Source organism: Lysobacter sp. HDW10 (assembly GCF_011300685.1).
Taxonomy (GTDB): Bacteria; Pseudomonadota; Gammaproteobacteria; order Xanthomonadales; family Xanthomonadaceae; genus Solilutibacter.
Genome location: NZ_CP049864.1, coordinates 1,934,112 through 1,956,850, shown reverse-complemented (window position 1 = coordinate 1,956,850; position 22,739 = coordinate 1,934,112). Strand labels below are relative to the sequence as shown.

Sequence of the window (22,739 nt, the reverse complement as noted above, 5' to 3'; positions counted from 1 at the left end):
GATTAATCAGGAGTTGTACCCATGGCAGTTCAAAAGTCCCGCGTTTCCCCGTCCAAGCGTGGCATGCGTCGCGCACACGATTCGTTGTCGGCGAAGCAGCTTTCCACCGATCCGACCAGTGGTGAAACCCACTTGCGTCACCACGTGACCGCAGACGGTTACTACCGTGGCAAGAAGGTCATTCAAGTCAAGACCAAGATCGTTAGCGAAGATTGATTCAGATTCCGTCGTCAACGACTGTGAATACTGATCGCATCTACTCGCGTATTGCCGGTACCGGCAGCTGTCTTCCCGAGCGCGTCGTCACGAACGACGAGTTGTCGAAGACGGTCGATACCAGCGACGAATGGATTGCAACACGTACCGGGATTCGCCAACGCCACGTAGCGGGTGAGGGCGAAACGACGGTCAGCCTGTCTAAGACGGCTGCATTGCGCGCGATGGAAAATGCGGGCGTCACCCCGGACGAGATTGATCTGATCATTCTCGGTACGACGACGCCCAACTTGATTTTCCCGTCATCGGCTTGCTTGCTGCAGGCCGAACTCGGGATCGCTGGTTGCCCCGCGTTCGACGTGAACGCCGCATGTTCGGGCTTCATTTACGCGTTGACCGTCGCCGACAACTTCATTCGAAGTGGTTCGGCCAAGACGGCCTTGGTCGTGGGTGCGGAAACGCTCACCCGCATGATTGATTGGTCCGATCGCGGTACCTGCGTTTTGTTTGGCGACGGTGCTGGCGCAGTAGTTCTCAAGGCCGATCACGAAACCGGCATCTTAAGCACCCATTTGCACGCCGACGGTAGCAAGAAAGAATTGCTCTGGAATCCGGTGGGTGTTTCTGAAGGCTTCAAGCCAGAAGAAGAGAATGCGGGTGTCCGCGTGTTGATGACCGGCAACGAAGTGTTCAAGCACGCCGTCAAGGCTTTGGATGCCGTTGTTGAGGAAGCACTCGAAGCCAACGGCTTGGATCGCCATGAGATCGACTGGCTGATTCCGCATCAGGCCAACCTGCGCATTATCGAAGCAACTGCAAAGCGCTTGGATATGCCCATGGATCGCGTGATCGTGACCGTGGATCGCCACGGCAACACCTCGTCTGGTTCTGTGCCGCTGGCATTGGACGAAGCGGTTCAATCCGGCAAGGTTCAACGCGGACAACTGGTGCTCTTGGAAGCATTTGGGGGCGGTTTCACTTGGGGCTCCGTGCTACTTCGCTATTGATCCCGCGGTTGACCGCATACCGTTTCGTACAGACGATGCCTACAGACGCCCATTATCATGGGCGTTTCGCATATTGGAAGTCTTGAATGTCGCAAGCAGGCATTGCAGTTGTATTCCCAGGGCAGGGCGCCCAATCCGTCGGCATGTTGGCCGGATTGTCGGATGTGTTTCCCTCGATCAAGCAGAGCTTTGAAGAAGCCTCTGAAGGTGCTGGCGTAGATCTATGGGCACTGTCCCAACAAGGCCCAGAGCAACAGTTGAATCGCACGGAATACACACAGCCGGCCTTGCTCGCTGCGGGTATCGCTGTGTGGCGCGTATGGCAGGCGCAAGGCGGCGCTGCACCTGCCTATTTCTCCGGCCATAGCTTGGGTGAGTACACGGCATTAGTTGCTGCGGGCGCGCTCTCTTTGAAAGACGGAGCGCACCTTGTTCGCATTCGCGGCCAGCTGATGCAAGAAGCCGCGCCGGAGGGCACGGGTGCGATGGCGGCCGTGCTCGGCGCCGAAGACAGCGTGATCGAAGAGGCGTGCAAACAATCGTCAGGCACACAAGTTGTGGTGCCGGCAAACTTCAACTCACCCGGTCAGATCGTGATTGGGGGTGATGCTGATGCCGTAGATCGCGCCATCGCGTGGTTGAACGCCAACGGCGTTCGCAAGACGGTGAAGCTCCCCGTGAGCGTGCCTTCGCATACCCCGTTGATGCGCGAAGCAGCCAACCGTTTGTCAGAGACCTTGCGTGGATTGTCTTGGCAGATGCCGAGTACGCCGGTTGTTCGAAATGTAGATGCAAGCATCAGTGATTCAGTCGAAGCCATTCAGGACGCATTGGTGCGCCAGCTCTACATGCCCGTGCAATGGACGCAATGCGTCGAAGCCTTGGTCGGAAACGGTACAAGCCGTTTTGTTGAATGTGGCCCCGGCAAAGTATTGTCTGGCCTGATCAAACGCATCCACAAAGAAGCTGACGCACGTGCCGTCGGTACACCAGAAGAATTGAACTCCGCCATCGAGGCTTGGAACGCATGACTATGAAACCCTTGGAAGGCGAAATTGCATTGGTCACCGGCGCAACCCGCGGCATTGGTGCTGCGATCGCCGACGAATTGGCCGCGCGTGGCGCGAAGGTTATTGGTACCGCCACCAGTGAATCCGGTGCAGCCGCGATCAGCGAGCGCATGAAGGCCGTAGGTGGTGAAGGCAGGGTGTTGAATGTCACTGAGCCAGGTGCTGTCGAGGCTTTGATCGACGCACTGCAATCTGAATTCGGTGGCATCGGCATTTTGGTGAACAACGCGGGCATCACCCGTGACAACTTGTTAATGCGCATGAAGGATGACGATTGGCAAGCGGTCTTGGATACCAATCTGTCTTCCGTGTTTCGTAGCAGTAAGGCCGTGATGCGCAGCATGATGAAGGCGCGTAAAGGGCGCATCATCAATATCGCTTCGGTCATCGGTGTCACGGGTAACGCAGGGCAAGCAAACTACGCCGCGGCTAAGGCCGGCATCATTGCGTTCAGTAAATCTTTGGCCAAAGAAATCGGGTCGCGCGGCATCACGGTGAACGTCGTGGCCCCCGGTTTCATTGAAACCGACATGACCCGCGACTTGCCCGAGGATGCCAAGGCCGCCATGGCCGAGCAAATCGCCCTGGGCCGCTTGGGCGCACCGGCAGATATTGCACGCGCAGTAGCCTTTTTGGCCGGTCCGGACGCCACCTACATCACCGGCGAAACCCTGCACGTGAATGGCGGGATGTACATGCCCTGAGGGCAGGCGGGGCCATAGAACGGCCCCATAACCATTCGCCTGCGAATCGCGTCGTTTGGTGGTTTTGCACTACACTTTGTCTTTCTCACATTTATTTCTCCTCGGAGTAGCAACACATGAGCAACATTGAAGAGCGCGTCAAGAAGATCGTTGTCGAACAACTTGGCGTGAAGGCCGAAGACGTCAACACCAATTCCTCGTTCGTCGACGACTTGGGCGCTGACTCGTTGGACACGGTCGAACTCGTCATGGCACTCGAAGAAGAATTCGAATGCGAGATTCCGGACGAAGAAGCTGAAAAGATCACGACGGTTCAACAGGCGGTTGATTACGTTAAGGCGCACGTCAAGGCCTAAGTGTCGTAATTGATTGACCGCTTGGGGCCGCTTTGTGCGGCCTCACGCGTATCTGGACCTTTTTGGTCGCAAAACAGAAACTAAGATTGGAAGAAGGCAGGATTTATGGCAAAGCGTCGCGTCGTTGTGACTGGCATGGGGATTCTCTCGCCCGTGGGCCTCGACTTGAAGACCAACTGGGATGCCATCAGCAATGGCCGTTCGGGCATCGCCGAAATTACCCACTTTGATGCATCACAATTCGCAACGCGCATTGCAGGCGAAGTCAAAGGATTCGATCCCTCAGTGTGGGTCCCCGCGAAAGACGTCAAAAAGATGGATCCTTTCGTGCATTACGGCGTGGCCGCATCACTCATGGCGATTGAAGATGCCGGCTTGGTGATTGAAGGTGAAGCGGCAGAACGCATCGGTGTGGCGATTGGCGCAGGCATCGGCGGATTGCACGGTATCGAAGAAACCACGTTGAAGTACGCTGCAGGCGGACCGCGAAAAGTTTCGCCGTTCTACGTGCCCAGCACGATTATCAATATGGTCTCGGGTCAGGTTTCAATTCTCACCGGTGCCAAGGGTCCGAACATTGCTGCCGTGACGGCGTGTACGACCGCGACACATAACATCGGTTTGGCTGCGCGCATGATTCAGTACGGCGATGCCGACGCAATGATCTGCGGTGGTGCTGAGTACGCCATCACACCGACGGCAGTTGCAGGCTTCTGCGCCATGAAAGCACTCTCAACGCGAAATGATGATCCGACACGCGCGTCCCGCCCATGGGATGAAGGCCGCGACGGGTTTGTGATTGGTGATGGTGCAGGAATTGTCGTCATCGAAGAGTACGAACGTGCAAAGGCACGTGGTGCGCGCATTTATTGCGAAATCACGGGCTTTGGTATGAGCGGCGATGCGTATCACATGACCGCACCGAGTGAAAACGGTGACGGCCCGGCGCGCTGCATGGTGGCCGCGATGAAGGATGCTGGCATCAATGCATCAGATATCGGCTATATCAATGCACACGGCACGTCGACGCCTGCAGGTGACCTAGGTGAAACCTTGGCCATTAAAACGGCCATGGGCGATTCTGCGAAGTCGGTGATGGTGTCGTCGACCAAATCGATGACGGGCCACCTCTTGGGTGCTGCGGGTGGTGTGGAAGCGATCTACTCAGCCATGGCGCTTTACACAGGTGTGATTCCGCCGACGATCAATCTGGACACGCCGTCTGAAGGTTGCGATCTGGATTTCGTCCCGCACACTGCGCGCAATAAACAGGTTGAGATTGCGATGTCGAACTCGTTCGGCTTCGGTGGAACCAATGGCACCTTGGTGTTGAAGCGAATCTAAGCATGTCTGAGGTGCCGCTCACACGGCGGTTGACTGGACACATCGATCTCTTGCGGCTGCATTCATTGCAGCCGCAACGCTATCCGGTGTTGATGGAATCGTCTGCCAATGCGCTGGACCACACGGCACGAACGAATGCGCGTTGGGATTATTTGTTTCTGTGTGAAGGTGAGGGCATCGAAACCTCGCATGCAGGTCAGACGCAGCAGTTGAACGGCGCGGCATTGACGGGCGGCTTCCTTGAAGCGTTCGAAGATGCGTTTCACGCTGAGCAGTCGCCGCGACTTCAATACGATGATGCATTGCCGCCCTTCAGAGGCGGCTGGTGCGTGTACCTCGGCTATGAGCTCACGCAAGAGATTGAATCGGTGGTCAAGATGCCGCTGTCCCATTCAAAGGGCGTGCGGGCGTGTGCTTTGCGCACGCGTGCTGCGATTGCCTTTGATCACCAAACGAACACGACTTGGTTGATTGCGGAACCTGGGTGCGCGGACTTACTCGACCTGATGCACGCCGATGTAGCGCGCGCCGCAGTCGAAGACACTGCGGAGCCAATTCTCCCTTCGTCCACGATTCGAGAAGCAGATGCGTCTGCATTCCTTGAAGGCGTTCGTCGCGTGTTGGACTACTTGCGCGCGGGCGATGTGTTTCAAGTCAATCTTTCGCGCGCCTGGGATGTCGCGTTCGACCAACCCGTCGAAGCCGCATCACTGCATGCGGCCTTGCGCCGTAATAATCCTTCGCCGTTCTCCGCTATTTTTGCGCGTCCGCAATGGGCGGTTGTCAGCGCATCACCGGAGCGATTGGTCAGCGTGCACGGCGATGTTGTTGAAGCAAGACCGATTGCTGGCACACGTCCGCGAACAGCCGAAGATCCGGATGCCGCGCGTGTGCGCGAGCTGGTCGGTCATCCGAAAGAGCGTGCAGAGCACGTCATGTTGGTGGACTTGATTCGCAACGATTTAGGTCGCGTCAGTTGCGGTGGCACGGTTGAAGTCAACGAACTCATGGTCGTCGAATCATTTGCGCATGTGCACCATATCGTCAGCAATGTGCGCGGCAAAAAGCGCCCCGAAGCATCGCCCATTGATGTGATTCGTGCGGTCTTTCCGGGAGGCACGATTACGGGCTGCCCGAAAGTGCGCTGCATGCAGATCATCGCGGAACTTGAAGGCGAAGGGCGGGGTGCCTACACCGGCAGCGTTGGATGGATCAATCGCGACGGCGATATGGACCTGAATATTTTGATCCGAAGCGCTGAGCTCGATCTGCAGGCCCGTACGTTGCGATTCAGGACAGGTGCGGGCATCGTCATGGATTCTGTACCCGAAAAAGAGCTGGATGAAACCCGCGCCAAGGCGCGCGGGATGTTGAAGGCACTCGGTCATGGTTGACGGTATCCTTAAAGCCAACTTCAAGATGATTCAAGCATGGCAACGAAAGCACCGGTAACGCGCGGCAAGGGAATCAAGGGCCTTTTGTTTGTCACCGTGTTGGTGGCGCTCGTTGCCATTGCCATGGTTTGGCAACATTACGCGAGCTTTGCGCGTGCACCGATGACAGGTCCGGCGACGGCGCAACGCGTGGTGGTTGAACGCGGTAACGGCATGCCGCAATTGCTGCGGAGTCTCAGAGCACTGGGCATTACCACAGGCTTCGATATCGAATGGCAAGTCTTGGCGAGGCAAGTCGGCGCAGCCGGCAAACTGCAGGCCGGTGAGTACGCTTTGAAGCCCGGCATGTCGCCTTCGCAACTCTTGATCGATATTCGCGATGGCAAAGTGGTGAGCTACCGTTTCACCATCATTGAAGGTTGGAATATCCGCGACTTGCGTGCGGCGCTGGCCAAGGCCGAGCCATTGGTGAAAACCATTCAAGACATGGATGATGCGGCGCTGATGAAAGCCTTGGGCCATGAAGGCCAATTTGCAGAAGGCCGTTTCTTGCCCGAGACCTACCGTTACAACACCGGTGATACCGATTTGGCCGTCTTGAAACAGGCGTACAAGGCGATGGACGTGGCGCTCAATGAGGCGTGGAAATCTCGCATCGAGAATCTGCCCTTCAAAACACGCGACGATGCCTTGATCTTGGCCTCCATCGTAGAAAAGGAAACAGGTTTGGCCGCAGAGCGCCCGATGATCGCAGGCGTGTTTGTGCGTCGATTGCAAAAGGGCATGCGTCTTGAGACGGATCCAACCGTCATCTATGGCATGGGTGCTGGCTACAAGGGCAATATCCGCAAAGCCGATTTGCAGAAAGACACGCCCTATAACACTTACACCCGCCAAGGTTTACCGCCCACGCCGATTGCCATGCCGGGCAAAGACGCATTGGCCGCCGTCACGCGTCCTGCCGCCGGCGAAGCCATCTTCTTCGTCGCTGCTGGCGATGGCAGCGGTCGGAGTTTGTTTGCATCGACGTATGGCGAGCATCAGGCCAATGTGCGTGAATACCTCGCGCGCTATCGCGCTGGAAACGCCAAAGGACCGATGACGGGTACAGCGACTTCGAATCCGCAGGTCGATGCCGCACCGACGACCGCACCTGCCGCGAAATCAGGTCCGACAAAAACACAATGAATGATGTTGGTTTGACGTCTGCGTCGCATTTGATCAGCCTCGAGGGTGGGGAAGGCGCAGGTAAATCCACCGTGTTGGCCGCCTTGGCGTCCGTCCTGAATGAAACGGGTGTGTCCGTCGTGTGCACACGCGAGCCAGGTGGTTCGCCGCTGGCAGAAGACATTCGGCAATTGCTGTTGAACCGAACGGAAGATGGACCCACCGCGGACACAGAACTCTTGTTGATGTTCGCCTCGCGTGCCCAACATGTGCAACGCGTCATTGCACCTGCTTTGGCGGCCGGCGCTTGGGTGTTGAGCGATCGCTTTACGGATGCAAGTTATGCCTATCAGGGCGCGGCACGCGGTATTGATACGGACATCATTGCGCAGCTTGAACGACGCTTCGTTGGCATCGTGCCGGGATTGACGTTGTTGCTCGACGTGCCGGTCGATGTTGGACGCGCACGCGCCAGTGGTCGCGGCGCGCCTGATCGCATCGAACGCGAGAAAGATATTTTCTTCGAGCATGTGCGTGCGGCGTATCGCACACGCGCCGAGGCCGACCCACAGCGATTCAGAGTGATCGACGCAACACAATCGCCTGGCGACGTGGCAGACGAAGCGGTGCGTCATTTGCGCGCGTACATGAAAGACCACGCATGACCGACGTACTGACTAGCTGGCAGCGCGACGCCTATGAATCACTCAGGGGCGCATTTGATCGCGGTCAGTTGGGACACGCCACACTGTTGACCGGTGCCGTGGACATCGGTAAACGACGCGTCGCTGACGCGCTCGCAGCCTATATCTTGTGCAGCAATCGCAGCGCGGGTAACGCATGCGGTGAATGCCGTACGTGCAGATTGCGACTGGCGGGCACACACCCGGATTTACGCATCGTCGCCTTGGAAATGAACAAGGAGAACACGAAGCTTCGCACCGAGATTGTGATCGACCAGTTACGCGCAGTCAGTGCTTCGCTTGCGCTCACGCCACAAATGGGGGGCGCACAAATCGTGATTGTGGATCCCGCCGATCTGATCAATCGTGCCGGTGCAAACGCGCTTTTGAAAACCTTGGAAGAGCCGATGCCGGATCGCTTCTTGTGGCTACTTTCGTCCAATCCGGGGCACTTGCCGCAAACTATTCGCAGCCGATGCCAAAAAGTTGAAATGCCGATGCCATCGCATGCGGATGCCCTTGCCTGGCTCAGCACATCTGGCACATCTGACGTCGACGCGGAAACTGCGCTCAAAGCAGCCAAGGGTCATCCCGTGCTGGCGTTGGATTGGTTGCAGAACGGGGGTATGGCCTTGCGTGCACGCATTCAAAAAGACCTCGATGCACTGGCGCAGTCCAGGACCTTGCCGTCCGAAGTTGCAGAGGCGTGGATGCTCGAAGATCCGGCACTGTGTTTGCGATTCGCCGCCGAGTTAGCGGTTGACCGCGCAGCTGCACTCCCGCCATCGAACGAGTCACGCGCTTTGGCCGCTTGGTTCGACGCGGCGAACCGATCACGTGCATTATTGCGTACACCGATTCGACCCAATCTCATACTGACCGAATTATTGGTAGATTGGTGCAGGAGGATGGTGCCATTGAACAAGGAGCGACACGCATGAATCTGCCCGGAGCCGGTGGCGCACGCCAGGCCATCCAAACATTGGCGCTGACCACGATTGATGAGGTGTATGCCGCCTATATGCCTTTCGTGAAGCACGGCGGCCTGTTTCTTAAGACCACCAAGCGTTATTCCTTGGGCGATCCGGTGTTCTTGGTGGTGACGTTGCCGAGCTCGACCGAGCGACATGCGGTTGCCTGTCATGTGTGCTGGTACACACCTGCGCGCGCGCAAGAGAGCCGTGTCGAAGGAATCGGATTGCAGTTTGACGACACCAATGAGGCCGCGACCTTGCGCGGCCAAATCGAGAACTTGCTTGCGGGTCGGGAATCCGAATCGCCGACCGCAACCCTGTAAGCCTTAAGCGCGCAACTTACGGTGTGCGCAAGATCGGATTGTCCCAACCCGGGCGCGGTGCAAAGCGTGCACCGTGGCTGCTTTCAAGCGACTTCAACTTTGCCAACAAGACGTCAACGCCTGTTTCGCGCACATAGTTGATGGGGCCGCCTCTGAACGGCGCGAAGCCAGTGCCGAAGATGATGCCGGCGTCGAGCAAATCCGCATCGGACACCACGCCATCGTGCAGACAAGCCACCGCTTCGTTGACGAACGGCAGAATCAAGCGATCCTCCAAATCATCGGGCGCCTTGTAATCCTTCGGGACTTCCGGGCGCACAGGCTTGCCGTCTTTCCACGTGTAGATGCCTTGGCCATCTTTCTTGCCACGCTTGCCTTGTTCTGGCGGCGTAGAGAACTGCTCTGGGATATCCAAGTGCAAGAAGGGGGCGAGTTCGGCGCCGACACCTGCGGCAACGTCGAGGCCAACCGTATCGATAAGTTCGATAGGTCCCATCGGCATGCCGAACTTTTTCGCCGCCTTGTCGATCACCGGACCCGGGATGCCTTCCGAGTAGGCACGCATGGCTTCGAGCATGTAAGGGAATAGCACGCGGTTAACCAAGAAGCCGGGCGTACCTGCGACGGGCACTGGGAACTTGTCGAGCTTGCGACAGAACGCAGCGAGCCTGGCTTGCGTTTCAGGCGCCATCTGATCGTGCTGCACGATTTCGACCAAAGGCATTTGTGCGACCGGATTGAAGTAATGCAAACCCGCGAACTGGGCGGGACGATCGATATGCTCGCGCAGTTCCACCAAGGGAATGGACGAGGTGTTGCTGGTCAAAAGTGCAGTGCTTTTCAGTTTGGGCTCGACCGTTTCGTAGAGCGCGCGTTTCGCTTCAGGATTTTCAATGATGGCCTCAATGATGAGATCAGCGGAAGCAATTGCGTCGCCATTGAGATCACCTTTCAAGCGTTGGATCACATCGGTGCGCTTTGCCGAGTCTTTCACTTTCTTTTCGAAGAACGTCGCAGCTCTGCCGAGCGCCGCGTCAATAAAGCGCTGTTCGCGGTCCTGCAAACTCACATTGAAGCCTTTGTACGCGGCGAGCGAAGCGATGTCGCCACCCATCACGCCGGCACCGACGACATGCACATGGCTAATGCCAGACTCGCCGTTGCCCAATGATTTCATGCGTTCTTGCAAGAAATAGACGCGAATCAAATTACGTGCAGTAGGGGTCGCAGAAAGTTTGACCACGCCTTTGCGTTCTGAATTCAGCGCTTTCGGAATACCGCCACCCATGGGTGTGCGCCAGCTATTGATCAAGGCATAAGGCGCGGGATAGTGCGCTTTAGGTGCTTTGCGCGCCACTTGTTTTTCGAGCACGGGCGCCAAGGCTTGGCGGACTAGCCAGAGGTTGGTGGCCCATGCGATGAAGCGTTGCTTCGCAGGACGCTGTATTTGACGCTTTGTGTATTCAACGGCGGTGTCTTCTAGAACAGCGACGTCCACGACCTTGTCAACGAGGCCCATTGCGAGTGCCGCTTTGCCGGTCACGCTACGGCCTGTGAGCATCAAGTCAAACGCGGCGGGTGCACCAATCAATCTCGGGAGGCGAACGCTGCCACCCCAGCCCGGGAAGATGCCCAACAACACTTCTGGCAAGCCAATGCGCGTTGAACTGGCATTGGACGCAATACGCGCGTCACAGGCGAGCGCGAGTTCGGTGCCGCCGCCCATGCAGAAACCATGAATCGCAGCGACCGTCGGAAAAGGCAGCACAGAGATCTTTTGGAACGTGGTCTGACCGCGACGAATGGCCGTGTCGACCGTTCCTAGTGCGTCAAATGACTGGAACTCGCTAATATCGGCACCTGCGATGAAGCCGTTGGACTTGCCTGATGCAAATACCACACCCTTGGGCGGGTCGATTCGCAGTCGCTCGATCAAGGTGTCGAGCTCAACCAAGCTTGCTTGGGAAAAGGCATTGACCGACGCATCGGCACGATCAAACCGCACAATCACGACATCGTCGGGACGAATTTCGGTCTTCCAATGTGACAGTTTCAGGCCATCAAAGCGGGTGTTATTAGACATAGTGTGAAACCTTGGATTCAGCTGTTTATCATCTTAACTGGGCGATGGTGATGTCGAATACAGCATTTTCGTATTCGTATGTTGATCACTGGGAACTTTCATAAAACTTGCGGGTCACAAGCCTCGGACATCAGAGGCTGAGACAGGAGATCGGCTTCGATGCCTGATTTGGAACAACCCGCTTCGGCGGTTCAGGCGGACGATGCGCTGCTGGTCAAACGCGTACAGGCGGGCGACATGCAAGCATTTGACGCCCTGGTGCTCAAGCATCAGTCACGGGTCGTATCGCTGATAGGACGATTCATTCGTGACTGGAGTGAGTGTCAGGATGTCGCACAGGACGCGTTTATGCGCGCGTTTCGTGCGCTGCCTGGATTCCGTGGCGATGCCCAATTTTCAACTTGGCTCTATCGAATCGCCGTGAATACCGCAAAAAACCATCTGGCGTTCCACAACCGACGCGTTCCCCTCGAAGGTGTCGAGTTCAGTGACGCTGAGCGATTCGAGTCGGCGTACCAGTTACGCGACCAAGACACGCCGGAACGCAGAGCAATCCAGTCAGAAATGCAGCAAGCCGTACTGACTGCGATTGAGTCGCTCCCAGCAGAGTTGCGCGAAGCCATCACTTTGCGCGAAGTCGAAGGCTTGAGCTATGACGAAATCGCATTGCGCATGCACTGCCCGGTGGGCACGGTGCGCTCTCGAATTTTTCGCGCACGCGATGCCATGAATACTGCGCTGGCACCGTGGGCCGCTACAGGGAAGGGAGCTGAATAATGCAATCCTCGATCGATCCACGTGAAGCCTTGTCTGCACTGCTTGATGGAGAAAGCAGTGCAGATGCCGACAAATTCTTGGCGCGTCGTTTAGAACATGATCCGGAACTGGCCGCGCAACTGGGTCGTTGGCAATTCGCCGGTGATGTGTTGCGCGCCGCTTCGAAGCCCGCGATCCAAACGGATTTGCGTGCATCGATTCGTGAGCAAATTGCCACAGAGGCTGCGGCACAATCGCGTTCGACAGTTGCGCCTGCCTTCTTTGCGCGCAACAAACGTGTGTTTAGTGGATTAGCAGTGGCGGCCGCATTGGGCATTGTTGCTTTGGCAGTTCGACCCAGTTTGAATAGCGCGCCCGATGCTGTCGTGGCAAGCGATGCTGCACCACCAACGGATGTCGTGACTGAAGCGCCTGCGGTGTCACTGCCGTCGCGCGTTGACGTGCCGGTGGATTCGAACACGCAAGTGGCAACCTCAACGCCGGTGCAATCGTCGAACACGCCGACACTCGCGGTTGCAAATGCAACGCGTGTCAAACCGTGGCGCGTACCTGAAGACGCTGATGCATTGATTGCGAACGCGAACGCCGCTGCTGCAAAAGTGGCAGCAGATAAGGCCGCGATAGCCACTTCGACGACGCGTCTGCGCAACACAGCGCGACAAGGCGCGGCGATTGCAGCGGTGCCCAAAGCAATCAACCGTTCTGAAGATGTGGAACGCGTGTTGCGTGGCGAGTCAGAGCAAGGCGTTTTGGGCGTAGATCCCGCTGCGCATCCGGGCTGGCCGCGTTCTGTCATTCCGGGCATCGATAGCGGTGCCTTTAACGCAAGTTTCAGTTCGGGCGGTGCGTCCAGGTTCCAACAGACGTCGGGTTCCGATACACAACACCCCTGATGCGCTCGCAATAAATCGCGTTGCGCTGATCACGATTTGCAGGAGAAATTTTGATGTCCATTCGCAAGCATGGGTTGGTTTTGGCTGTTTCATTGGCCGTGTTCGGTGCGTCGCCTTTCTTGATTGAGCAGGCACGCGCGCAGCAGCAGTCGACACAGAATTTGGTGTCGGGCCTGCCAGACTTCACGCGCTTGGTCGAGCAAGTTGGACCAGCCGTGGTGAACATCGAAGCCACGATCAAGGCCAAACCTGTTGCACAAGGCATGGACAATTTGCCGGAAGAGTTTCGCCGGTTTTTCGGTCCCGGCATGATGCCGTTTCCGGGCATGCCCCAACAACGCGGTGGCACATCGATTGGTACCGGATTCGTTATTTCGTCGAATGGCGATGTATTGACGAACCATCATGTGGTCGAAGGTGCATCGCAGGTACGCGTCAAATTTTCTGACGGACGCGTGCTCAATGCACGTGTGGTCGGGAGTGATCCGCAATCCGATGTCGCGCTGCTGAAGGTCGATGCAAGCGGACTGCCCACCATCCCGCTCGGCGATTCGAGCCAAGTGAAGCCTGGCCAATGGGCATTCGCGATGGGCTCGCCCTTCGGACTTGATCATTCCGTGACTGCGGGCATCGTGAGCGCCGTGGGTCGTACCGATCGTGGTACGGGTCAAAGCTACGTGCCCTTCATTCAAACCGACGTTGCAATTAACCGCGGTAACTCGGGCGGACCCTTGATGAACGCGCAAGGGCAGGTCATCGGTATCAATTCGCAGATATTTTCGAATTCGGGTGGCTATCAAGGTGTGAGCTTTGCGATTCCGATTGATACCGCGATGGCCGCCGTCAAACAATTGAAGGCGACGGGCAAAGTGCAGCGCGGCAAACTTGGCCTGCGATTACAAGAAGTGAGCCCTGAGAGCGCACGTGCGCTCGGCCTGCCCGACACGCGCGGTGCCTTGGTGTCCGACGTCGAAGTCGGTGGGGCCGCTGCGAAAGCCGGCGTTCAATCCATGGACGTCGTACGCGGTATCGACGGCACCACCTTGAACAGCGCCAGCGATCTTGCGCCGATCGTAGGCGCTAAACAGCCCGGTACCGAAGTGCAGCTCGCGATTTGGCGCAATGGCAAAGACATCAAGGTGCCGGTGAAGCTTGGCGCGTTGACGGAAGTGACGACGACCGAGACGCGTTTTGGCGGAAAGGCCGCCCCCAATCAGCGTGAGGCGGCACCGAAAGAATCCAAGCTCGGGCTCGAACTCGCGGCTTTGGATGCGGACGATCGCAAGCAACTCGGCCTGAAAGCGGGCGAGGGCGTTGGCGTGCTGTCCGTACGTGGCCCCGCAACAGAAGCGGGCATGCGACGCGGTGACATCGTGCTGGCGGTCGGTCGAACCCCCGTGGGGACGCCACAGGCGCTCAAAGCCGCGGTCGCGGCCGCGGGTGTGGATGGCCCGATCATGTTGCGCGTGTCACGCAACGGCAGCCCTGCATTTGTGACGATCCAGCCCGAGGTGACGCAGTAATTGAGCGGGTTGGGACGGAATGCCCGTGCGATAATGTCCGGCTTATTGTCTTGAAAAGCCATCCGGCCACTCGCGCACCCTCATGTCGTCTGAAGTCCCAGCTGCAATGCGGAATATCCGCAATTTTTCCATCATCGCCCACGTGGACCATGGCAAGTCCACGTTGGCCGACCGCATCATCCAATTGTGTGGCGGCCTAGAAGCACGCGAAATGGAAGCGCAGGTGCTCGACTCCAATCCGATTGAGCGCGAGCGCGGTATCACCATCAAGGCGCAGTCGGTGTCATTGCCGTACACCGCAGACGACGGCCAGATCTATCAACTGAACTTCATCGATACGCCTGGCCACGTTGACTTCAGCTACGAAGTGAGCCGTTCGCTGGCTGCCTGCGAAGGCGCACTCTTGGTCGTCGACGCCGCGCAAGGCGTTGAAGCGCAATCGGTCGCCAATTGCTACACGGCCGTTGAACAAGGCTTGGAAGTCGTGCCGGTGTTGAACAAGATCGATTTGCCGACGGCTGATATCGATCGCGTCAAAAAAGAAATTGAAGCCGTCATTGGTATCGATGCCGAAGACGCCGTGTCGATCTCTGCGAAAACAGGCTTGAACGTCAAAGACGTTTTGGAAGCCATTGTTAAGCGTATTCCGCCGCCTGTGCCGCGCAATACCGACAAACTTCAAGCCCTCATCATCGACTCTTGGTTCGACAATTACCTCGGTGTGGTGTCACTGGTCCGCGTGATGCAAGGCGAAATCAAGCCCGGCGATAAGTTGCTGGTCATGAGCACCGGTCGCACGCACCAAGTGGACAACGTGGGTGTGTTCACCCCGAAGCGGAAAGTCTTGAAGAAGCTTTCTGCAGGCGAAGTGGGCTGGGTGACGGCTTCGATCAAAGACGTGCATGGCGCACCGGTGGGTGACACGCTCACGCTGGTGGGTGATCCTGCGTCCGAACCCTTGCCCGGCTTTCAGGAAATGCAACCGCGCGTTTTCGCGGGCCTGTTTCCAGTTGACTCGGAAGACTACCCGGACCTTCGCGAGGCTCTTGATAAGCTGCGTTTGAACGACGCCGCACTCCGCTTTGAACCTGAGTCCTCAGAGGCAATGGGCTTCGGTTTCCGCTGCGGCTTCCTCGGTATGCTGCACATGGAAATCGTGCAAGAGCGCTTGGAGCGCGAGTACGACCTGAATCTGATTTCCACGGCGCCGACGGTTGTGTATGAAGTCCTCAAGACCGATGGCACTGTCATGCCGCTGGACAATCCGGCGAAGCTACCTCCGGTGAACACCGTCGATGAAATTCGCGAGCCGATTATCCGCGCCAATATCTTGACGCCGCCGGATTACGTCGGTGCGGTGATCAAATTGTGCGAAGAGAAGCGCGGTTCGCAGATCGGCATGAATTACATGGGTGGACAAGTTCAAATCGCCTATGAATTGCCGATGGCAGAAGTGGTGTTGGACTTCTTCGACAAACTGAAATCTGTCAGCCGCGGTTATGCGTCGCTCGAGTATCACTTCGTGCGCTTTGAAGCGGGTCCTTTCGTGCGCGTGGATACATTGATCAACGGCGACAAGGTCGACGCGTTATCGATCATCGTGCACAGGCAATATGCAGATCGCCGTGGTCGCGAACTCACAGAGAAGATGAAGGATTTGATCCCGCGTCAAATGTTCGACGTTGCGATTCAAGCCGCCATCGGGTCGCAAGTGATTGCACGCACGACAGTGAAGGCGTTGCGTAAGAACGTGTTGGCGAAGTGCTACGGTGGTGACGCCTCGCGTAAGAAGAAGCTGTTGGAAAAGCAAAAAGAAGGCAAGAAACGCATGAAGCAAGTCGGTCGTGTGGAAATTCCGCAAGAGGCCTTCTTGGCGGTTCTGCAGGTCGACAACAAATAATCTCTACGGAAGAATCGCATGCGCTGGTTTGAAACCATTTTGGTTGTACTGACTCTGGCTACCGGGATCGTCTGGGCGCTCGACAAGTTTGTATGGCGTAAGCGCCGCAGCACACGCAGCGATCTGCTGGCTGACGAGAAAGAGCCGTGGGTGGTTGAAACTGCGCGCAGCTTCTTTCCGGTCTTGGCGCTCGTCCTGTTGCTACGGACCTTCGTCGCAGAACCGTTCCGCATTCCTTCGGGCTCGATGATTCCGTCGCTGCAGATTGGCGATTTCATCTTGGTCAACAAATTCTCGTACGGCTTGCGCCTGCCGATCACCAACACGAAGGTGTTGGCCCTCGGCGAACCGAAGCGGGGCGATGTTGTGGTCTTCAAGTTTCCGGGTCGCGATGAAACCGATCCGGAAAAGGGTGTCGATTACGTCAAGCGCGTCATTGGTCTGCCGGGCGACAAGATCAACTATCACATGGGCATTCTGCAAGTGAATGGCGAGCCCGTGAGCTACACAACGAAGCAAGTGCTCGAGGCCGATCAAAGCGGCATGATGATTCCTTCGGAATTGCGCATTGAAGCCTTGCCGGGCCACGCACCGCACCCGATCCTGATTTCGCGCGATTCATTGCTGAATGGCGCCATGGGTGATCAAGACGTCATCGTGCCCGAGGGCCATTACTTCGTGATGGGTGACAACCGGGACAACAGTCTGGATGGCCGCTTCTGGGGCATGCTGCCGGAGGCGAACCTCCGTGGGCGCGCCATGTTCGTCTGGATGAACTTCAGCAATTTCAAACGTATCGGAACCCGTGTACCTTAATACGAGGTCGCACCAACCAATTTCGTAGAGGGGAGCTGCAATGCGTCGTTCACAACAAGGTCTGTCATTGACCGGTTTTCTGGTTTTTCTGATGGTGTTTGGGTTCATCGCCTGGATGGTGATGAAGCTTTTGCCCGCCTATCTCGAATACGGGAAGGTCAAGCAATCGATGAAGTCAGTGGCGCAAGACAGCAGTGTCGGCTCCGACGCTTCGAGCATTCGCGAAGCCCTTAAGAAGCGCTTTGAGGTCAATGACATCGAAGCGGTCAACCCCAAAGATATCCAGCTGCGCCCAGAAAATGGCGAGCGCGCGATGGAATACAGCTACGAACGCCGTATCCCGTTGGTCGCAAACATTGACCTGGTGACGAACTTCGAAATCAAGGAACCCTCGAACTGATCTAACAGTTCGAGATGCACCGTATGCAGCAAATTGATTTGATCGGACATACGTTCAAAGACGCGAATTTGCTGACGCGTGCATTGAAGCATCGAAGTGCGGGTGCTGAGCACAACGAACGCCTGGAATTTCTAGGCGATTCGATTGTGAATTTCCTAGTGGCCGAGGCGCTGTTCAAGAAGTGGCCTGCTGCAGACGAAGGCGCGCTCACCCGGATGCGAGCTGATCTAGTACGTGAGTCGTCGTTGGCGGCCATCGCGCGCACCTTGTCATTGGGCGATCGCTTGCTGATGGGGCCGGGTGAAATTCGCAGCGGCGGATTCAGGCGTGAGTCGATTCTGTCGGACGCCCTAGAGGCCATCATCGGCGCGATTTATCTCGATGCCGGCATCGAGACGTGCAAGCAGGTGGTATTGCCTTGGTTCGATCCGCGAATCGCCGCCTTGGATCCGAAAGGCGACATTGGCAAAGACGCCAAGACGCTGCTGCAAGAATGGTTGCAGGCGCGCCAGCGCAGCCTGCCTGTCTATACCCTGATGTCCGAAACGGGTGAAGAGCACGCACGTACCTTTTTCGTGCGCTGCCAGCTGGATGACGGCCTTTTCGGAGAAGACAGCGGGAAATCCAGGCGCCAAGCCGAAACGCGCGCTGCGGAACGCGTGCTGAGCCAATTGATCAAGAGTTGAAGCGCAAGCTTCGCGCTTCGGCGACAATGGGCGGATGAAATCCAACAGCTACCGTGCCGGCCATGTCGCCGTGATTGGCCGCCCGAACGTGGGCAAATCCACTTTGATCAATGCGCTGGTGGGAACGAAAGTTTCAATCACCTCTGATCGACCGCAAACAACACGCCATCGCATGCTGGGCATTGCCAGCTTCGAAACCGGTCAACTTGTCTTGGTGGATACCCCGGGTTTGCATGCCGCGCAAAACAAAGCAATGAGCCGCGTGCTGAATCGTGCAGCGCGCGGTGCATTGGAAGGCGTGGATGCAGCGGTTCTGGTGGTCGAATCGGGCAAGTGGGACAGCGAAGACACCTTGGCATACGACGCGCTGAAAAGTGCCGGTGTGCCGGTCGTTTTGATCGTGAATAAGACGGATCGTGCGCGCGACAAGGCCGATATTTTGCCTTTCTTGGCTGAAGCCTCGGAAGGCCGCAGTTTCCACAGCGTGCATCCGATTTCGGCGTTGAAGCGAAAAGGCTTGGATGCGCTCGTGGAAACCTTGATCAGCCTCGTGCCTGAGCAAGACGCGCTCTACAGCGAAGACGACATCACAGATCGCAGCATGCGTTTCATGGCAGCGGAATTTGTGCGCGAACAATTGATGCGGCAACTGGGCGCGGAGTTGCCGTACGCAACGGCCGTGGAAATCGAGCAGTTTGAAGAAGACGGCGCGATGTTTCGCATCGGTGCGGTGATTCTTGTGGAACGCGACAGTCAGAAGGCCATCGTGATCGGGCAGGGCGGTCAACGCATTCGCGAAATCGGCACCAAGGCGCGGATCCAGATGGAGCGTACGTTTGATCGCAAGGTCTTCCTGCAGACCTTTGTTCGCGTGCGTGCGGGCTGGTCAGATGACGAAGCCGCATTGCGCGCACTGGGTTATCAGGACTGAGCGTGCGCTATAGCGGAGAGCCCGCCTACGTGCTTCATGCGCGGGCTTATCGCGAGACGAGTGTGCTGGTGGAAGTCTTGACGCCGCACCATGGTCGGCTAGGCCTGTTAGCGCGCGGCGTACGCGGTCCGAAGAAACACGCACTGAAAGCGGCTCTGGCGCCGGGCCAGTACATTCGTTTCGATGCAGAGCAACGCGGTGAGCTGGCGCGATTGATTCAAGCGGAGGCGCTCGATAGTGGCATCAGTTTGGCGGGCGAACGCTTATTGGCCGCGTTCTATCAAAACGAATTGACGCTGCGTCTTGCACCGAGGTTCGACGCGCAACCTGAGCTCTTTGTAAGTTTCGGACGCACACGCGCATTGCTCTCTGCCGGTGCGCCGATTGCCTGGACGCTCCGCCGCTTCGAACGCGACCTGTTAGATGCGCTAGGGCTTGCCCCGGATTGGGCACATGATGCCCTCGGCGCGTTTATCGAGAACACGATGCACTATCGCTTCGACTTCGAGCGTGGCTTTGTACCGCGTGCCGCGGACAAATATTCGGCGGACGACGGCTTGGTGATTTCAGGTGAAGCGCTGGTTGCACTCGCGTCAGATGCGCAACCGGACACGCACACGTCCAATGCGATTCGCCGCTTGATGCGCGCACTGATCTTGCATCAATTGGGCGGAAAGGGACTCAAGTCTTGGGACATGCTGGCAGAGCTTAGGCAGATCCAGTCGTCCTGAAGGTGGCCAAGGTCACCTCAAAGGCTTCGTCCATGGCGGCAAAGGCTTTGGGGCAGGAGCGGTCTGCTGAAAGCGTGCGCACGGATTCCAGCAGTCGTTTCGCGCCGACCAAAGAACAACTGGCTTTGAGTCGATGCAAGACATCACGCAGTGCGGTGTCGTCGCCTTCTTGTACCGCCACACGCGCCTTCGATTGCATCTCTGGCAGCTCGCTGACAAACAGTGTTCTCAACTTGTCGACGTTGGAGAAGTCGCCCAATGCGCGTATGGCGTGGTCGTCATCCCATTCTTCAAGGTCTTCAATGGATGCGGCTTGCAGGCCCAAACCACGACGGAGTGCCCCCAACCAACCGGCAGGGGTGATGGGCTTGCGCACGACTTCTTTGAATCCACACGCACACAGTTTGTCGAGATAGTCCATGTCGATTTCTGCGGTGTGCGCGATTGCAACCGGGGCGCGTTTGCCGACCTCGGGATCGGCCAGCAATTGCTGATACAACCCGGCACCACTGCCGTCAGGCAAGTTGGCATCAAACAACCACAAGTCATAGCTGCGCTTGCGTGCCATCCGAGCCGCTTGGGCACAGGTCGAGGCGACGTCGACCTTCGCAGGTAGCATCGTTGCGATCTCTCGCAAGTAGATTCGCGTAGGCGGGTCGTCTTCCACCAATAGAAAGCGTGGCTTCATCCCGGATTCCGTCGACATAAGTACTCTCTCCTGATGCAACGCATTTTAGCCACCCTGCTGTGTGGCGCTCTGTCGGGTTTTTCTGCAAATCCGATTTATGCGCGCTCGGCGCACGTCAAAGTGCAGCGAATTCACACCTCGGTTGTGAAGCTCGATGGCGTCGATATGCGCGTCCGCTGGGATCCGAACCTGCCGCAGGGGCAATTGGACATGCGCGTGGATCGCCTGCGTGCGCCGTCTGTGGCGGCGGATTACAAGGCCGTGCATTGGCGCTGCACGCTTTCCCGTGAGGCATGGCGCACTTGGCGCTGTGCTGGCCCCATCTCGATGCCAGGGCACGCAGCTGCGAATTTCTCAGTGGATTTTCAGCCCGTCGGTTTGGATCTTGAACTCAAGCAAGGTGAAAGCGCAATTCGCTTGCAACGCCGATCGAAGACACCTGAGTTGACAGAAGTTGAATTGGCATCGCTGCCCGTTGAATGGGCGCGTGCGTTTATTCGGCAAAGCTGGGAAGACGGTCAGATCGATACAGGTGCCTTGAACGGCAAGCTATCGATACGTTCGCCTGCAAGTGGCGGTCTAACGGTTCAAGGGCCACTGGCACTTACGCATGCAAAGCTCCACACGCGAGACGGTGGCTTGATCGCCGAGAACGTCAGTATTGATGGCAGGCTGAACTTCGAGCGTCGAAATAACACTTCGTTGGTGTCGCTGTCGGGAACGGCCTTGGGCGACATGCTCGTCGGTACCACGTTTCTCTCGATTCAAAACACGCCGGGTCGTTTCAACATTTCTGCAAGGTCTAATCCTGCGGGTTGGCATATTCCTCAGTTCGCCTGGGCGGATGGCGCGACGCTCAGTGCCACGGGTCATTTGGACTGGACAGCCAAGGGCGCTGAGAATCTCGATGTGCAGTTCCAAAGTGCGGATGCGCGTGCTTTGCGTGATCGCTATTTGTCGGGGTGGCTGGCGCCTTTGGGCTTCACAGATGTTGAGTTGACGGGCGGGTTGAATGGTCGTGTTTGGAATCACGGTGCCGAAGCTATCAGCTACGCGATCAAGTTGAATGACCTCAACATTCGGCAGCCCGGCGAGCGCTTGGACGTGGCCGGTTTGCAGGGTCAAATTGCCATTTCGCAAAGTGATCCCGTAGAAAGCCGTTTGCGTTGGCAACACGCATCGCTGTACGGGCTGCAATTCGGCGCCGGCGATCTGCCGTTTATCAGTCGCAACGGTGAATTGTCGCTGCGTGCGCCGGCTGCTATTCCCGTGTTTGATGGCCGTTTGCGATTCGACACACTGCTGATTCGGCCGCCGCAAGCCACGCGTAGTTTTGGTTTGCAGTTTTCATTGGGCGTTGAAAATGTGGACTTTGGCGCGTTTTCGCAAGCGATTGGGTTGCCTGCATTCCGAGGTCGCTTGAACGGCACGATTCCAAACGCTGTCTACGAAAACGACATCCTGACGCTGGATGGCGGATTGAACTTGGACGTGTTTGAAGGCTCAGTCGCATTCTCTGCATTGTCCATCGAACGTCCTTTCGGCACCGCGCCGACATTGGTGACCGACTTGGATTTGGATAAATTGGATTTGCTGCGACTGACTGAAGTCTTGGGCTTCGGCAGCATCAGCGGCAAACTCAGCGGACAAATTCATGACTTGCGCTTGATCGCTTGGTCGCCGGTGCGCTTTGATTCGGCTTTATATACGGTGAAAGTGCCTGGCGTGAAGCAACGTATCAGTCAACGCGCTGTACAAAATATTTCGAGTGTCGGTGGCACGGCCGCCACCAGTGGATTGCAAGCAAAGGCGCTCGCGCTGTTCAAAGACTTCGGTTACAGCCGCATTGGGATTCAATGTCGGTTGGTGAACAGCGTGTGTTTGATGTCGGGCCTTGAAGGCGATGCCAGATCAGGTTCAGGTTCCAACAGTTTTACTATCTTGCAAGGTGCCGGCATTCCACGGCTCACCGTTGTGGGTCACAACCGACGCGTAGATTGGCCTGTACTGGTTGAACGTCTGAAGGCAGTCGCCGAAGGCGATGTCAAACCTGTTTTTGAACACTGAAGGAGA

General features: G+C 57.0%; 23 protein-coding genes. 21 read left to right on the top strand and 2 right to left on the bottom strand.

Features of this window, described 5'->3' with window-relative positions:
* Positions 1 to 21: 21 nt before the first annotated feature.
* From rpmF to G7069_RS09425, 11 genes are all read left to right on the top strand, one after another.
* The gene (gene rpmF, locus G7069_RS09475) at positions 22 to 216 is read left to right on the top strand and encodes a 50S ribosomal protein L32 (protein WP_166296958.1); all 195 of its coding nucleotides are present in this window, start codon (positions 22 to 24) and stop codon (positions 214 to 216) included.
* Between the two features lie 23 nt (positions 217 to 239).
* A complete protein-coding gene (locus G7069_RS09470; protein ID WP_305055010.1) occupies positions 240 to 1,223 on the top strand; it encodes a beta-ketoacyl-ACP synthase III in 984 nt (327 codons plus the stop codon).
* A gap of 86 nt (positions 1,224 to 1,309) precedes the next feature.
* Positions 1,310 to 2,254, top strand: coding sequence for an ACP S-malonyltransferase (gene fabD / locus G7069_RS09465; protein ID WP_166296956.1), 945 nt, complete (start codon positions 1,310 to 1,312; stop codon positions 2,252 to 2,254).
* Complete coding sequence (gene fabG, locus G7069_RS09460) at positions 2,251 to 2,997, top strand: 3-oxoacyl-ACP reductase FabG (RefSeq protein WP_166296954.1); 747 nt, start codon at positions 2,251 to 2,253, stop codon at positions 2,995 to 2,997. The genes fabD and fabG overlap by 4 nt, the downstream gene beginning before the upstream one ends.
* A 116-nt stretch (positions 2,998 to 3,113) precedes the next feature.
* Positions 3,114 to 3,353, top strand: coding sequence for an acyl carrier protein (gene acpP / locus G7069_RS09455; RefSeq protein WP_166296952.1), 240 nt, complete (start codon positions 3,114 to 3,116; stop codon positions 3,351 to 3,353).
* Between the two features lie 105 nt (positions 3,354 to 3,458).
* Positions 3,459 to 4,697, top strand: a complete 1,239-nt coding sequence (gene fabF / locus G7069_RS09450; RefSeq protein WP_166296950.1) for a beta-ketoacyl-ACP synthase II — start codon at positions 3,459 to 3,461, stop codon at positions 4,695 to 4,697.
* 11 nt (positions 4,698 to 4,708) lie between these two features.
* Entirely contained in the window at positions 4,709 to 6,091 is a 1,383-nt protein-coding gene (locus G7069_RS09445; RefSeq protein ID WP_166297699.1) for an aminodeoxychorismate synthase component I, read from the top strand.
* Positions 6,092 to 6,127: 36 nt separating this feature from the next.
* Positions 6,128 to 7,279 carry an endolytic transglycosylase MltG gene (mltG, locus tag G7069_RS09440; RefSeq protein WP_166296948.1) on the top strand — a complete coding sequence of 384 codons (1,152 nt, stop codon included), beginning with the start codon at positions 6,128 to 6,130 and terminating at the stop codon, positions 7,277 to 7,279.
* Positions 7,276 to 7,923, top strand: coding sequence for a dTMP kinase (tmk, locus tag G7069_RS09435; RefSeq protein WP_166296946.1), 648 nt, complete (start codon positions 7,276 to 7,278; stop codon positions 7,921 to 7,923). Before mltG ends, tmk begins: the two co-directional genes overlap by 4 nt.
* Complete coding sequence (gene holB, locus G7069_RS09430) at positions 7,920 to 8,882, top strand: DNA polymerase III subunit delta' (protein ID WP_166296944.1); 963 nt, start codon at positions 7,920 to 7,922, stop codon at positions 8,880 to 8,882. Before tmk ends, holB begins: the two co-directional genes overlap by 4 nt.
* Positions 8,879 to 9,238, top strand: coding sequence for a PilZ domain-containing protein (locus tag G7069_RS09425; RefSeq protein WP_166296942.1), 360 nt, complete (start codon positions 8,879 to 8,881; stop codon positions 9,236 to 9,238). The genes holB and G7069_RS09425 overlap by 4 nt, the downstream gene beginning before the upstream one ends.
* Positions 9,239 to 9,254: 16 nt before the next feature.
* Here the strand turns inward: G7069_RS09425 and G7069_RS09420 are convergent, their stop codons facing one another.
* Positions 9,255 to 11,321: a 3-hydroxyacyl-CoA dehydrogenase NAD-binding domain-containing protein gene (locus tag G7069_RS09420; protein ID WP_166296940.1), complete on the bottom strand. Its 2,067-nt coding sequence runs from the start codon at positions 11,319 to 11,321 to the stop codon at positions 9,255 to 9,257.
* A gap of 159 nt (positions 11,322 to 11,480) precedes the next feature.
* On the opposite strand from G7069_RS09420, the gene rpoE reads away from it, so the two are divergent.
* The 9 genes from rpoE to recO all read left to right on the top strand — a co-directional run bounded on the left by rpoE (position 11,481) and on the right by recO (position 19,978).
* Positions 11,481 to 12,098 (top strand): RNA polymerase sigma factor RpoE, encoded by a 618-nt coding sequence (gene rpoE / locus G7069_RS09415; protein ID WP_166296938.1) that lies wholly within the window; start codon positions 11,481 to 11,483, stop codon positions 12,096 to 12,098.
* Positions 12,098 to 12,991, top strand: coding sequence for a sigma-E factor negative regulatory protein (locus G7069_RS09410; protein ID WP_166296936.1), 894 nt, complete (start codon positions 12,098 to 12,100; stop codon positions 12,989 to 12,991). The genes rpoE and G7069_RS09410 overlap by 1 nt, the downstream gene beginning before the upstream one ends.
* Positions 12,992 to 13,044: 53 nt before the next feature.
* Positions 13,045 to 14,514 (top strand): Do family serine endopeptidase, encoded by a 1,470-nt coding sequence (locus G7069_RS09405; protein ID WP_240912571.1) that lies wholly within the window; start codon positions 13,045 to 13,047, stop codon positions 14,512 to 14,514.
* Between the two features lie 82 nt (positions 14,515 to 14,596).
* The gene (lepA, locus tag G7069_RS09400; RefSeq protein ID WP_205758714.1) at positions 14,597 to 16,414 is read left to right on the top strand and encodes a translation elongation factor 4; all 1,818 of its coding nucleotides are present in this window, start codon (positions 14,597 to 14,599) and stop codon (positions 16,412 to 16,414) included.
* An 18-nt stretch (positions 16,415 to 16,432) separates the two neighbouring features.
* Positions 16,433 to 17,230: a signal peptidase I gene (lepB, locus tag G7069_RS09395; protein WP_166296934.1), complete on the top strand. Its 798-nt coding sequence runs from the start codon at positions 16,433 to 16,435 to the stop codon at positions 17,228 to 17,230.
* Positions 17,231 to 17,270: 40 nt separating this feature from the next.
* Complete coding sequence (locus G7069_RS09390) at positions 17,271 to 17,630, top strand: DUF4845 domain-containing protein (protein ID WP_166296932.1); 360 nt, start codon at positions 17,271 to 17,273, stop codon at positions 17,628 to 17,630.
* 23 nt (positions 17,631 to 17,653) lie between these two features.
* Positions 17,654 to 18,316: a ribonuclease III gene (gene rnc, locus G7069_RS09385; RefSeq protein WP_240912563.1), complete on the top strand. Its 663-nt coding sequence runs from the start codon at positions 17,654 to 17,656 to the stop codon at positions 18,314 to 18,316.
* Between the two features lie 34 nt (positions 18,317 to 18,350).
* Positions 18,351 to 19,247: a GTPase Era gene (gene era / locus G7069_RS09380; RefSeq protein ID WP_166296928.1), complete on the top strand. Its 897-nt coding sequence runs from the start codon at positions 18,351 to 18,353 to the stop codon at positions 19,245 to 19,247.
* Positions 19,248 to 19,249: 2 nt separating this feature from the next.
* A complete protein-coding gene (recO, locus tag G7069_RS09375) occupies positions 19,250 to 19,978 on the top strand; it encodes a DNA repair protein RecO (RefSeq protein ID WP_166296926.1) in 729 nt (242 codons plus the stop codon).
* Here the strand turns inward: recO and G7069_RS09370 are convergent.
* The gene (locus tag G7069_RS09370) at positions 19,956 to 20,684 is read right to left on the bottom strand and encodes a response regulator (protein ID WP_166296924.1); all 729 of its coding nucleotides are present in this window, start codon (positions 20,682 to 20,684) and stop codon (positions 19,956 to 19,958) included. The two genes, recO and G7069_RS09370, sit on opposite strands and share 23 nt — an antisense overlap.
* Before the next feature lie 15 nt (positions 20,685 to 20,699).
* On the opposite strand from G7069_RS09370, the gene G7069_RS09365 reads away from it, so the two are divergent.
* The gene (locus tag G7069_RS09365; protein WP_166296922.1) at positions 20,700 to 22,733 is read left to right on the top strand and encodes a hypothetical protein; all 2,034 of its coding nucleotides are present in this window, start codon (positions 20,700 to 20,702) and stop codon (positions 22,731 to 22,733) included.
* Positions 22,734 to 22,739: the final 6 nt, after the last annotated feature.